Source organism: Actinoplanes sp. NPDC049802, assembly GCF_040656595.1.
Classification (GTDB): domain Bacteria; phylum Actinomycetota; class Actinomycetes; order Mycobacteriales; family Micromonosporaceae; genus Actinoplanes.
On sequence record NZ_JBFAMR010000070.1, the window covers coordinates 30,059 to 43,043 of the forward strand.

12 protein-coding genes are annotated in these 12,985 nt (G+C 70.1%); 2 read left to right on the forward strand and 10 right to left on the reverse strand.

Annotated elements, in window-relative coordinates:
* Positions 1–64 precede the first annotated feature (64 nt).
* Together AB0I88_RS32930 and AB0I88_RS32935 are read right to left on the reverse strand one after the other, a co-directional pair.
* The gene (locus AB0I88_RS32930; protein WP_361033678.1) at positions 65–1,462 is read right to left on the reverse strand and encodes a 4Fe-4S binding protein; all 1,398 of its coding nucleotides are present in this window, start codon (positions 1,460–1,462) and stop codon (positions 65–67) included.
* A 17-nt stretch (positions 1,463–1,479) separates the two neighbouring features.
* Positions 1,480–2,061, reverse strand: a complete 582-nt coding sequence (locus AB0I88_RS32935) for a hypothetical protein (protein ID WP_361033681.1) — start codon at positions 2,059–2,061, stop codon at positions 1,480–1,482.
* 408 nt (positions 2,062–2,469) lie between these two features.
* Here AB0I88_RS32935 and nifJ point away from each other — a divergent pair, with 408 nt between their 5' ends.
* Positions 2,470–5,982 carry a pyruvate:ferredoxin (flavodoxin) oxidoreductase gene (nifJ, locus tag AB0I88_RS32940; RefSeq protein WP_361033684.1) on the forward strand — a complete coding sequence of 1,171 codons (3,513 nt, stop codon included), beginning with the start codon at positions 2,470–2,472 and terminating at the stop codon, positions 5,980–5,982.
* A 195-nt stretch (positions 5,983–6,177) separates the two neighbouring features.
* Here the strand turns inward: nifJ and AB0I88_RS32945 are convergent, their stop codons facing one another.
* From AB0I88_RS32945 to AB0I88_RS32975, 7 genes are all read right to left on the reverse strand, one after another.
* Entirely contained in the window at positions 6,178–7,482 is a 1,305-nt protein-coding gene (locus AB0I88_RS32945; protein WP_361033686.1) for an MFS transporter, read from the reverse strand.
* A complete protein-coding gene (locus tag AB0I88_RS32950) occupies positions 7,479–8,675 on the reverse strand; it encodes a PLP-dependent cysteine synthase family protein (RefSeq protein ID WP_361033689.1) in 1,197 nt (398 codons plus the stop codon). Before AB0I88_RS32950 ends, AB0I88_RS32945 begins: the two co-directional genes overlap by 4 nt.
* A 74-nt stretch (positions 8,676–8,749) precedes the next feature.
* On the reverse strand, positions 8,750–9,124 hold the full coding sequence (locus tag AB0I88_RS32955) for a hypothetical protein (RefSeq protein ID WP_361033692.1): 375 nt from the start codon (positions 9,122–9,124) through the stop codon (positions 8,750–8,752).
* A 173-nt stretch (positions 9,125–9,297) separates the two neighbouring features.
* The gene (locus tag AB0I88_RS32960) at positions 9,298–9,948 is read right to left on the reverse strand and encodes a DUF305 domain-containing protein (RefSeq protein ID WP_361033695.1); all 651 of its coding nucleotides are present in this window, start codon (positions 9,946–9,948) and stop codon (positions 9,298–9,300) included.
* A gap of 86 nt (positions 9,949–10,034) precedes the next feature.
* On the reverse strand, positions 10,035–10,472 hold the full coding sequence (locus AB0I88_RS32965) for a DUF6153 family protein (RefSeq protein ID WP_361033698.1): 438 nt from the start codon (positions 10,470–10,472) through the stop codon (positions 10,035–10,037).
* Positions 10,473–10,537: 65 nt separating this feature from the next.
* Positions 10,538–11,053, reverse strand: coding sequence for a DUF2269 domain-containing protein (locus AB0I88_RS32970; RefSeq protein ID WP_361033701.1), 516 nt, complete (start codon positions 11,051–11,053; stop codon positions 10,538–10,540).
* The gene (locus AB0I88_RS32975; RefSeq protein WP_361033704.1) at positions 11,050–11,226 is read right to left on the reverse strand and encodes a hypothetical protein; all 177 of its coding nucleotides are present in this window, start codon (positions 11,224–11,226) and stop codon (positions 11,050–11,052) included. Before AB0I88_RS32975 ends, AB0I88_RS32970 begins: the two co-directional genes overlap by 4 nt.
* An 81-nt stretch (positions 11,227–11,307) precedes the next feature.
* Here AB0I88_RS32975 and AB0I88_RS32980 point away from each other — a divergent pair, with 81 nt between their 5' ends.
* Positions 11,308–11,898: a TetR/AcrR family transcriptional regulator gene (locus AB0I88_RS32980; protein WP_361033707.1), complete on the forward strand. Its 591-nt coding sequence runs from the start codon at positions 11,308–11,310 to the stop codon at positions 11,896–11,898.
* A 51-nt stretch (positions 11,899–11,949) separates the two neighbouring features.
* Here the strand turns inward: AB0I88_RS32980 and AB0I88_RS32985 are convergent, their stop codons facing one another.
* On the reverse strand, positions 11,950–12,828 hold the full coding sequence (locus AB0I88_RS32985; protein ID WP_361033710.1) for a L,D-transpeptidase family protein: 879 nt from the start codon (positions 12,826–12,828) through the stop codon (positions 11,950–11,952).
* Positions 12,829–12,985: the final 157 nt, after the last annotated feature.

Consider the following 12,985-nt stretch of genomic DNA (forward strand, 5'->3'; position numbering starts at 1 on the left):
GGTGAGACCGGGCGCCCTCGCCGGCGCTCGGCCAGTCGTCATGGTCGTGGGGCGCCGGACCGGCTCACATTCGCATGGCCATCGGCAAGGCGAACAGGACCACGTTGGCGACGGCGAAGACGGTCACGACGGTCAGGAACGGGACCTGGGTGGCGCGCATGGTCGGCTGGTCGGTCCATCGGGCCTTGGCGATGCGGTGCACGGCGTACGCGGAGCCGGCGATACCGAGCGCGAGGATCACGTACTGCAGCACCTGGATCGTGCCGGTGCCGACCAGCGCCGCGGACCCCTCGGGCCGGTCTCCTCCGAAGGCGGCCACGGCCGTGTAGACCACTGACTTGCCCTCGGCGAGCAGGTGGAACAAGTTATGCGCGATGTGCCCGGCGACATCGAGCGGGATCAACGCGTACCCGAACCGGGCGAAGTTGGTCGTGATGCTGTCGGTGTTGCGCCGTGCCGCGACCGCGGACGCCGCCCACAGTGCGGTGACCGGTGCACCGACCGCGACGATGAAGGCAAGGGTGAAGATCACCGGATAGTTGGTGATGCCGAGGGTGTTCTCGATCCAGGCCAGCACGTCCTGCCAGATCTGCAGCATGGTGAGGTTCTGGATCAGGACGATGCCCATGATCGCCATGGCCAGGAACGAGGCCTCGATCTTCGGGTTGCGCACGAACCACAGTTCCCGGCTCGGCATCCGCGGCGTGATCGTGATCGCGTCGTTCGGGCAGTTCTTGAAGCAGTTGGCGCACAGGTTGCAGTTCGCCGAGGAGTCCATGGTGCGGGGGAACTCGAACAGCGGGCACGCCGGCGCCTTGTCACCGCCGTTGAAACAGACCGCCCGCGCGGTGCAGGTCCGGCAGATGTCGGTGTTCGCCCGCAGTTGCAGGGCGCCGACCTGGGCGTAGTTGCCGGACATACCGCCGAGGAAGCACAGGTAGCGGCAGAACGTGCGGCGCTGGAAGAACGCGCCGGAGGCGACCACGGCGGTGATCAGCAGCAGGAGCAGCACACCGGTGCCCCACGGCGACTCGACGATCCCCCAGATGTGGTCCGACCAGGTGATCAGGATGAACTGGGCGTCGATCAGCCAGATGCCGTACCTCTTCAGGAACCGCGGCACCGGCCGTTGCGCACCGACCAGGCTCTGTACCAGGTCGGAGAGTTTGCCGAACGGGCAGACGGCGCACCAGAAACGGCCGACGGCGACGAAGACGATCGGGATCAGCGGCCACCACAGCACCCAGACCAGGGCGGTGCCGAGGTTGTCGTGGGCGGTTTGCGGGCCGGCCAGCAGCTGCCAGACCACGACCACGAAGACCGCGACGGCGATCCACTGGAAGACTCCCGGATACCAGCGGCTGCGCAGCGCGCGGGCGATGAACGGGCGCTCCAGCAGGTTGCGTGGCCGGGGCGGTTCGGGTTGCGGCTGCGGCGGGCGCGGGGTGATGTCCAGGCTCATGATGTTCTGTCCCGTTCTCAGGCGGCCTGGGCGGCCGGGCGGCGGGTGGTCGGGGTCCGGCGGGTACGGCGGCGTACGACGGCGGCGGCAAGCAGGATCGCGGCGTTGACGGCCACGAACGTGATCACGACGGTGGTCCGGACGGTGGCCGAGACACCGGCGCCGGTGCTGCCGTGACCACCGCTGTGCTGCTCCGCGGCGGCGGGCCCGGCGGCGGCCGTCTCGTGGTCACTCCCGCCGTGCGTGTCGTCGGCGTGTCCGGCGGCCGCCGGACTCGAGGAAGCCGCGGGTTGCGGCATCGCCGCCATGCCGGGCTCGTTGGCGCCGTGCGCGTCGTGCGCGTGGCTGCCGGCCACCGGGCCCGAGGAAGCCGCTGGTTGCGGCATCCCCGACATACCGGCGTCATTCGCGCCGTGCGCATCGTGGGTGTGCTCGGCGGCTGAGGTGGTGACCGGTATCGGAGCACTGGCGGTTTGTTGGTGTGCTGCCGGGGCGGCGGAATCGTGCGCCGTGCCGGTTCCGGCGGCGACGTAACCCACCGTCGCGCCGAGAGCGACCACGACCGGCAGCAGCGCCCACATCAACACGTTGCGTCTCATCGATTCTCCCCATACCAGCCTGCTGATCGGCTTCCCGGTCATCACGATCGGTCGCCGTTCTCAACTTCTGCGGGCACGGTTGATGAAGATTCGCTGTAGGCGGCCCGGCCGATGACGCTGCGGCGACACACGTCGGGCGCCAATGACCATGGCTTTGCGCCCGCACAGCAGAAGCGCGGTGCCCCGCACCTCGTCTCGGTCGCTGTCTGTCACGGTCGGCTGTGCGGAAACCGGCCCGCGTACATGCCGCAAGATGTCGTGTCCCGCTTCGCAAACGGTCGTTCATCACGGAACCTTCATGGTTTCCGCAGCGAAACCTGCCGGTCCGGCCGACAAGATCGTCTGCGCTGGGTCGCGATGCCGGTCACGCCGGACCGCGACGGTTATAGGCGACGGGAAGTTGAACACATGAGCAGCAACGGCACGGGCTGGGCGACGGTGGACGGCAACGAGGCAGCCGCCCGGGTCGCTCACGCGTTGTCCGAGGTGGCAGCGATCTACCCGATCACCCCGTCCTCGCCGATGGGTGAGCTGGCCGACGCGTGGAGCGCCGCGGGCCGCACGAACCTGTGGGGTGCGGTGCCGCGGGTGGTGCAGATGCAGTCCGAGGCCGGCGCGGCGGGAGTGCTGCACGGAGCGGTGCTCGGCGGCACCCTGGCCACCACGTTCACCGCCTCCCAGGGCCTGCTGCTGATGCTGCCGGACATGTTCAAGATCGCCGGGGAGCTGACGCCCGCGGTGATGCACGTGGCCGCCCGCACCGTCGCCACCCACGCTCTGTCGATCTTCGGTGATCACAGTGACGTGATGGCGGCCCGGACCACCGGCTGGGCCATGCTCGCCGCCGCCTCGGTGCAGGAGGCCCACGACCTGGCGCTGGTGGCGCACGCCGCCACGCTGCGCACCCGGGTGCCGTTCCTGCACTTCTTCGACGGCTTCCGCACCTCCCACGAGATCAACAAGATCCGGGTTCTCACCGACGCCGATCTGCTGGCATTGTTCGACGCCGACCGCCTACAGGCGCACCGGCGACGACGGCTCACTCCGGACGCTCCGATGCTGCGGGGCTCGGCGCAGAACCCTGATGTGTTCTTCCAGGCCCGGGAGGCAGCCGGCCCGTTCCACGACGCGGTCCCTTCGGCGGTCCAGCAGGTCATGGACGAGCTCGCCGGACGCACCGGCCGGCAGTATCGGCTCGTCGAGTACACCGGCGCCGCGGACGCCGAGCGGGTGCTGGTGCTGATGGGCTCCGGGGCGGGCGCGGTCGCCGAGACGGTCGACGAACTGGTACGGCGCGGCGAAAAGGTGGGCGCGCTGACCGTACGGCTGTATCGGCCCTTCCCGGCCGCCCAGCTGGCCGCCGCCCTACCGCCGACCGCATGCCGGGTGCTGGTGCTGGACCGCACGAAGGAGCCCGGCTCGGTCGGCGAGCCGCTGTATCTCGACGTGGTCGCCGCACTGGCCGAGCACGGCCGCCGCGACGTCGACGTGCTCGGCGGCCGGTATGGGCTGTCCGGCAAGGAGTTCACCCCCGCCATGGTCAAGGGCGTGTTCGACGAACTGGCGTCGCCGGCGCCGCGGCGGCGGGTGACCGTCGGCATCGTCGACGACGTCACGAACACCAGCATCACTCCCGACCCGGGCTTCCGGGTGCCGACCCGCGCGGTGCAGGCCGTGCTGTACGGGCTCGGCAGCGACGGCACGGTCGGCGCCAGCAAGATGAGCATCAAAATCATCGGCGGTGTGCCGGACCGACACGCCCAAGGCTATTTCGTGTACGACTCCCGCAAATCCGGCTCCACCACCGCCGCGCACCTGCGCTTCGGGCCCGACCCGATCCGCTCCACCTACCTGGTCGAGCAAGCCGACCTTGTCGGCTGCCACCAGTTCGCCCTGCTGCGGCGGATGCCGATCCTGGACGTGGCCCGCCCCGGCGCCACCTTCCTGCTCAACAGCCCGTACCCGGCCGACCAGGTGTGGGACCACATGCCCGACCATGTGAAGGCGCAGATCCTGGACAAACGCCTACGCTGTCACGTCATCGACGCGCACAAGGTGGCCCGCGAGGTCGGGCTGCGCGGCCGCATCAACATGGTGCTGCTGCCCTGCTTCTTCGCCCTATCCGGGGTGCTGCCCGTCGAACAGGCCCTGGCCGAGCTGAAAGCCGCCGCCGAGACCGCCTACGCCAAACGCGGGCCTGAGGTGGTCGCCAGGAACCACGCCGCCATCGACCGAGCGCTCAGCGAACTGGCCGAGCTCGAGCTGCCCACCCAGGCGCCCGCGGTAACCGCGCCGCCGGTGCTCGACGAAGACATGTTCACCCGGGCCACCCGACGGATCTTGGCCGGCGAAGGCGACCTGCTGCCGGTCAGCGCGCTGCCGGCCGACGGCGCGTTCCCGACCGGCACGGCGAAACTGGAGAAACGGGCCATCGCCGAGGAACTGCCGGTCTGGGACCCGTCGCTGTGCACCGACTGCGGCAAGTGCACCCTGGTCTGCCCGCACGCCGCGCTGCGGATGAAGGTGTACGACCCAGCCGTGCTCGCCGCCGCCCCGGACGGTTTCCTGGCCAAGGACTACAAGGGCCGCGAGTACGCCGGACAGAAACTGACCGTGCAGGTCGCCCCGGACGACTGCACCGGCTGCGGCATCTGTGTGGAGGCCTGCCCCGCGGTCAGCCGCACCGACCCGACGCACAAGTCGATCAACATGTGCCCGGCCGCGGAACACCGCGACGGCGAGCGGCCCCGCTGGGACTTCTTCGCCGCGATCCCGGAGACCGACCGCACCGCGGTGCGCCGTAACACGGTCAAGGGCTCGCAGTTGCTGCAGCCGCTGTTCGAGTTCTCCGGCGCCTGTTCCGGCTGCGGCCAGACGCCGTACCTGAAGCTGCTGACCCAGCTGTTCGGTGACCGGCTCACCGTCGCCAACGCCACCGGCTGCTCCTCGATCTACGGCGGGAACCTGCCCACCACCCCGTGGACCACCGGCCCCGACGGCCGAGGACCGGCCTGGGCGAACTCGCTGTTCGAGGACAACGCCGAGTTCGGCCTCGGTCTCCGCCTGAGCCACGAACACCACGCCGGCGAGGCGCGCCGGCTGCTCACCGGACTGGCCGGCACGGTCGGTGCCGGCCTGACCGCCGCGATCCTGGACGCCGAGCAGGGTGACGAGGCGGGCATCGCCGCGCAGCGTGAACGCATCGCCCGGCTCAAGAACGTCCTGGCCGGCTGCGCCGACCCGGACGCGGCCCGGCTCACCGATCTCGCCGACGAACTGGTCCGCAAGACTCACTGGATCGTCGGCGGCGACGGCTGGGCCTACGACATCGGTTTCGGCGGGCTGGACCACGTGCTCGGCTCCGGGCACGACGTGAACATCCTGGTCATGGACACCGAGGTCTACTCCAACACCGGCGGCCAGGCATCCAAGGCGACCCCGCGCGCCGCGGTCGCCAAGTACGCGGCGTCGGGCAAGAACACCGCCAAGAAGGACCTGGCGGCGATCGCCCGCACCTACCCCGGCGTCTACGTCGCCCAGATCGCCATGGGCGCCAACGAGATGCAGACCGTCCGGGCGCTGCTGGAGGCCGAAGCCCACCCCGGACCGTCGCTGGTCATCGCGTACGCCACCTGCATCGCCCACGGCATCGACATGGCCACCTCGATGGACCAGCAGAAACGCGCCGTGGCCACCGGCTACTGGCCGCTGCACCGCTACCGGCCCGGCACCGACCGGCCGCTGACACTGGACGCGAAACCGCCGACCGAGCCGCTGCACCACTTCACCGACGGCGAAACCCGCTTCACCACACCAGCCGGCACCGACCCCGGCCGAGCCAGAGAACTGCACGACGCCGCCCAGCACGATGTGCAGCAGCGCTGGCAGCGCCTCACCGCCGACACGGAACGACAACCGTAAAAGCGCCAGTTTCCAGTACCTTCCGCTAGGACCAGCCGGTATCGGGATGAGCAGTCGCTGAGATCAGCCGTGCGGTCATCGATCGCACGGCCCAGGGGCGGCAGGGCACCACAGGCGAGGCCATCGGCCGATACAGCGCGGCATGTGGCGTGGTCCGCCGGTGACTACCGGCCCGCGCCATGCATCCGAGACTGGTCAGCCGTAGCCGCGACCGGTGGCCTTGCTCTGCTGTCCAGCCGCTACGGTGGCAGGCGGCGTCGCGGCGAGATGCCCCCCGCGCGACAAGGCGCCGACCGCGACCGTGCACAGCAGTCCGGTGGCGGTCAGCAGCAGCCATGGTAGGGCCGGCCAGCCGTGTCGGGAGCCCGCGTCGAGTGCCGCACCGGTGAGCAGGTTCCCGGCAGCGATGCCGATACCGGCGAGGGTGTTGTAGAGGCCGTAGTAGGTGCCGACCAGGCGTTGACCGGCGAACTCGACGATGGTGGCCATCTCGAACGGGTACACGATCATCGTCGCGACCGTCAGCAGCACCGTGCTGAGCAGCACCGGTGTCAGCGCCAGCGCGGTGCGCCACGGGCCCGCGCCGATCGCGGGGCTGATCGTGGCGGTGGCGGCGAGCGGTAGGAAAGCGGCGGCCATCAACGCCAGGCCGCGGAGGATGGCCTGCGGTGGGGTCCACCGGCGTTTGGCCCAGGCCGTGACGCGGACCTGCCCGGCCACGGTGAGCAGCCCGGAGACGGCGAACAGGATCGCCACGCCGGTCTCGGAGCCGGTCACCCGGCGTACCTCGATGGGCAGGCCGAGGTAGACCTGGAAGTTCAGCACGTAGGAGCCGATCATCGCGGTGGAGAACAGCAGGAAGCCGCGGTGGCGCAGCACCTGCCGCCAATCCGCCGTAGCTCTGCTGTCATACGGGTCGGCTGGGGCGCGCCTTGCAGGTAGGGCGCGGGCCTGGGCGATCAGCAGCAGCAGGAACAGCACCGCAGCCACAGTGCAGACCCATCGGAAGGATGCGGTGAGCAGGGCGAGGCCGATCAGCGGCCCGGCGAGGATGCCGGCCTGGTAGAAGACGTTGAACACGGCGAACGCCTCGGTCTTGCGTTCGCCTGATTCGGCGGCCAGGTAAGCGCGGACCGCCGGGTTGAACAACGCTCCGGCCAGCCCGGTTAGAACCGAGGCGGCGATGAGCAGGGGGAGGCTCGTTGCGAAGCCGAGAAGGGCGAACCCGGCCACGCGCAGGCCGAGGCCGGCCAGGATCAGCGGTTTGTAGCCGTACCGGTCGGCGAGGGTGCCGCCGAGCAGGAACATGCCCTGCTGGCTGAGGTTGCGCACGCCCAGGATCAGGCCGACCGCCCAGGCGGCCATGGCCAGGTTGCCGGTGAGGTAGCCGGCCAGGTACGGCATGAGCATGTAGAAGCCGATGTTGATGGTCAGCTGGTTGACCAGCAGCAGCTGCACCGGCCGGTTGAACGAGCGGATCTGGGCCAGGGTGCCGGTCATGAGGTGCCCTCGACAGTGGGGTCGACGACGCGGGTGCAGCGCGTCCAGCGCCGCACCTCCCGCTCGCGGGGATGACGGATCTTGTCCGGGTCGGCGGCCGGGGCCGAACCGAGCAGGCCGTGGCGACGGCAGTAGTCGTCGCTGTAGACGGTGTCGGCGTAGCGGTGCGGCCCGTCGGGGAAGATCGCGGCGATGCGGGTGTCGTCGGGCAGGGTCCGGGCCAGCCAGGAGGCCACCAGGGCGACCGCGCCGACGCTCCAGCCGCCGCTGACGTAGTGGCCGCCGGCCAGGCGCCGGCATGCCCACACCGATTCCGGGGCGGCGACCCAGTGGACCTCGTCGAAGGCCGGGTAGTCGACGTTGCGGGGGTGGATGCTGCTGCCGAGGCCGCGCATGAGCCGGGTCCGGGCCGGCTGGCCGAAGATGGTGGAGCCGCACGCGTCGACGCCGACCAGGCGCAGATCGGGGAAGAACTCGCGCAGCACCCGGGCGGTGCCGGCGCTGTGCCCGCCGGTGCCGACGCTGCACACCAGCACGTCGACGCGGCCGAGCTGGGCCGCGAGTTCCAGGGCGAGGCTTTGGTAGGCGTCGACGTTGTCGGGGTTGTTGTACTGGTCCGGGCAGAACCCGCCCTCATTGGCGAGGAGCTGGTTGACGCGGTCGCGGCGGGCTTGCTGCCAGCCGCCGGTCGGGTGCGGGGTGTCGACCAGGTCGACGCGGGCGCCGTAGGCGGTCAGCAGGTTGCGCAGCGGTGGTTCCATGCCGGGGTCGGTGACCAGGGTGACCGGGTGGCCGTGGATGAGTCCGGCCAGGGCCAGGCCGAGGCCGAGGGTGCCGGAGGTGGACTCCACGATCGGTGCGCCGTCGGCAAGGTCACCGCGCTCGCGGGCGCGCTGGATCAGGTGCAGGCCGGGTCGGTCCTTGATGCCGCCGGGGTTGTGGCCTTCGAGTTTGGCCCAGAACCCGCCATCGGTGGTGGCGGTGATGTCCGGCGTCCACAGGACGGGGGTGTTGCCGACGAGCTGGTCGAGGTGGTGGCAGGTGGAGCTGGAGACGAGCTGGGCGGGAAGGGGCCGGCGCTGGAGCCGGGGAAACGTCACGTCGATCATGTGCGTAGCCGCTTTCGCAGACGTGGTCCGCCGCCCGGCGTCCACGGCGAGCAGACGTCGGGTGCGGAGGTGAGCAGAGGTCACGAAGGCACGTCGCCGACCGAAACCGGGGCCCTGCGCAGCGGCAGGGATGGGCGGGTCGGCGCGTGCGGGACCTGTCAGCTCCGGTACACGCTCGTCAGCGACAGCACGGTGTGCCGTTGTCTGCCTGGCGGGTGGGCCGCGTCAGCCGCGGCGGCGGCAGCGGTGAGGGCGTCGTCGGCGGTGGGCGGGGCCAGGGCCAGCGGCAGGTCGACATCGTCGCTGGAGGGCTGCTGTAGCAGCGCCACCGGAGTGCAGGGATGCTCGGGATGAGCTTGGTCCGCCGCTACCGCGGTGCACTCGGCGTCCTCACCCGAGGACGAGACGACCGTATGCGGGCCTGCTGCGGTCGGAGGATGGCCGTGGTGCGCATGCTGGGGCACGTGATGGAGCATGGCGCCGCAGATCAGCAGCAACGCCATGGTGGTCATCCGCACGATCAGCTGGAGCATGGCCCTTCCCGCTCAGCGTTCCAACGAAGCCGAGCGGCAAAAGTACCAAAGACCCGTTTCGTTCCGCCGGGTTTCGCGGACTTGCCACGCCGCTGCCGCACACCCGGTGCGACACCGAACACGGGCCGGGGGCGGCCAGGCGCGTCACGCCTGGCCGCCTGCGGATCAACGGGTCAGAGGCGTTCGAGGATGGTCTTCATCGTGGCGATCTCGGCCTGCTGATCGGTGATGATCTTCTGTGCGAGGGTCTTGGCCTCTGGGTTGGAGCCTTGCGACACCTCGGTCTGGGCCATCTCGATGGCGCCCTCGTGGTGGCTGATCATCATGGTCAGGAAGTGCTTGTCGAACGCGGCACCTTTGGCGTCCATGAGCTTTTTCATGTCGGCGTCGGTCATTATGCCGGGCATCGAGCCGTGATCCATGCCGGAGCCCATGCTCATGTGCGGCTCGGGGGCGGGCTTGCCCCAAGCGGTCAGCCAGCCGGTCATGGTGTCGATCTCCGGCTGCTGCGCCGCCTGGATCTTGCCGGCGAGCTCTTTGACCTCGGCGTCGGCGGCGCGGCCGTCGGCCATGTCGGCCATCTGCACGGCCTGCTGGTGGTGCGGGATCATCGCCTGGGCGAAGGTGACGTCGGCGTCGTTGAACGTGCCGACCGCCGACGCGGCCGGAGACGCGGCGGTGGTGGCACCGTGGTTCATGCCGGAGTCAGTCGACGAGTGGTCGCTGCCGCCGCAGGCCGACAGCACGAGGGTGGCGGTGACGGCGGCGCCGGCGAGCAGGCCACGGCGCAGCACGGTGGTGGGCAGCTGGGAATGACGCATCATTGCGGTCGTAACCTTTCGGCAGATTTTTCGGGTACGCGCGAACGCCTCGACACGACCGCAGACGGGTCGCCGTCGAGGTGGCGTTGCTATATGCGCAGTACCGCTGCCGATGCGAGCGTGAGCCCGGTGGTGCGATCCGGTGGCGCCCGCGGAGACAGCGCCCGCAACACCGCGGGCACGGGCAACAGACGGGTGCCTCGGACTGCGGTGAGCAGCCAGAGCAGCATCACGATCACGGCCAGCCCGGTCAGGATCGCCAGGCAGGCGCTCCAGGCGCCAGAACCGTGCCCGCCGTGACCGTCGCAGTGCCCGTCCGGACACGGCTGCGCCGCGGTGACCACCGTCGTCAGCATCCCAGCGACATCCGCCGCCGCAGTCGTGCTCATGCCGGTCATCGCCGGGTGCGAGTCGGCGCGGACACCCGTGTGGCCGAGGGTGTGCATAAGCGCCAGCCCCAAGGCGGTCGCGAGCAGCAGCGCGAGGCGGGCCGTGCGGCCCACCGTGATCGCTGCTGTCCTCGTCACGGCGTCCACGGTAGCGCGCTCTCCGACAATCCCCGACGACTGCATCCCAGGCCCGCGGTCGACGTTCAGCCGATGGCTGCGGAGCGGCGCCGGCGTTGCCCGGCCGGTGTCAGCCCGCGGGGCTTGTACACCGACAGCGCCAACGCGACCAGCAGCAAGACCGCGGCGCCGGCCGCATGAACCAGCGGTGACGCGGTGGCCGTCATCGGCGACCCACCGTCAGCCGCGACGCGCGCCGCATCGGCGAGAGCGTCGAGCGTGCGCGTGTACAGCAGCAACACCGCGACGGCGAACGCGGTGAGCACGAGTTTGACGACCACCCAGTAATGCCGGACCAGACCCCACACGGTGATCAGAGACTGTGTCACCCCGGTGGCCAGACTCGCGATCCCGAACGGAACGAGCACGTACCAGCCGAGCGGCCGAAGGAGCAGGTAGACGGCGTTGACGAGGCGCGGGTCGTCGGCGGTGACGGCCAGGCCGGCCAGCACGAGCGAGGTCGCGACCGCGCCGAGCCATCCGACGGACGCGGCGATGTGCAACATCAGCCCGGCACGGCGCCACCCTACTGGCAGCGTCATCCCCGCTCGCCGCTGGCAGCAGCCGGGACCGGCCCGTGGCCCAGATGGCGGCCGGGACCATGGCCGGTCAGCACCGCCACCCCGATCAAGACCAGCACCAGCACGCCGATGACCAGGAACACCTTCACCCAGCGCGGCATGCCTTCCTCACCGACTGGCACCTGACGTGTCATCCTCCACCTCCAATTTTTGCGATACAGAGTGTTTTGAGGATGACAGAGTGACGCCGCGCAGGCAATGCGTATGCTGCAAGGGTGCCGAAGTTGTGGGACTCGACCGTCGAACAGCACCGCCACACCGTGCACGCGGCGATCCTGGACGCCACCGCCGCGCTCATCACCGAACACGGCCTGGCGGTCAACATGTCGCAGATCGCGGCGCAGGTCGGCATCGGCCGGGCAACGCTCTACAAATACTTCCCCGACGTGCAGACCATCGTGGGCGCCTGGCACGAACGTCAGGTCACCGCCCACCTCGATCAACTCACCGACGTCGCCGCGACGGACCGGAATCCGGGCGAACGGCTGCGGGCGGTGCTGGCCACCTATCTACGGCTGTCCAGTACCGGGGCGCATCCCGGGTACGACGGTGGGCCGGCCTCCCAGGTCGCGATGGCGCTGCACTCCGCCGCGCACATGCCGGCAGCCCACCAGCGGCTGCACGCACTCGTCACCTCAGTCATCACGGACGCCGCCGAGGCGGGCATCGCCCGCACCGATGTACCACCGGCCGAGCTGGCGACCTTCTGCTTGCACGCGCTGGCCGCCGCCAACTCGCTGCCATCACTTGACAGCCGCGAACGCCTGCTCGAGGTCACCTGGAACGGCCTGCTGCCACCACGGTGACCACGACGCTCCCGGTGCCGGCAGGGCAATACCTGACGGCCGCTGCACCGATCAGGTGCCGGGACGGCGCCCGAAGGTGTGCACGCGGGCACCAATCTGCAGGTGGTCCCACATGGCTACAGCGTCGCGGTGCAGCAGGTTGACGCAGCCGTGCGAGCCGCGGGCGGCATCGTGCAGATACGTGGTCGTCTCGTGGAAACCGATACCGCCGATGAACCGCTGCCAGTACGGCAACCACACCTCGTACGGATCCGACCACTCCTTCTCGGCCCGCTTGTTGACCCGGAAAGTCCCGGCGGGGGTGGCGTGACCGGCGAACCCGGTCCGCACGACCGTCGGCCCGGCCACGACGGCACCGTCACGCATCACCCACGCGGTCTGCAACGTCAGATCGACACAGGCCGTGACCTCAGCACCGGCGTCGCAGCGCCGCAGATTCCCCGGCTGAGAACTCGTGGCGATGCGGCGGGCGACATCAGCGGTCGTCGCGTCGGCCTGCCCGGCGGCGGGCTCGATGCCGAAGCGCTGTTGAAAGCCGCGAATGGCCGAGCAGTCCGTCGGCGACTGCCGGCCGTCGACGCTCACCGCACCGAACGAGCCGAGCTGAGCCAGGTGTTTCTCGATGTCGTGCTGCCATCGGCCGCCCGCGCACGGTGCCGCGACAGCGGCACGCGACGTGGCGGCGGCCGGGGACGCCTGAACCTGCTTCTCAGGTTCGCCGGATGAGGTAGGGGCGGCTTCGTGGCGGATCACGGTGACGAACGACTTCCCGGCAGGCGCCGCCTCCTGCGGCGGCGGTGCGGCCGTCGCCGTGGTGACCGGCGGAGTGGAACTGATCAGGTCGGCGACGTCGCTCGCGCCGGCGGTGACCGCCAGACCGAGCACCGCCGCCGCGCTCAGCAGGTACACCGCTGCTGATGAACCTGACACCCTGGCAACCCACCCTCCGACCGACCCGACGGTCGAGAGATCGGCACCCTCAGCTGCCGGGATTCACCATTCTCGGGAGTAGTCGCGGTGCGATCTTCTGCATGGCCGTCGAGAACGGCGGGCGGCACTGGCGTGCGACCGTCTGCGAGCCGACGGT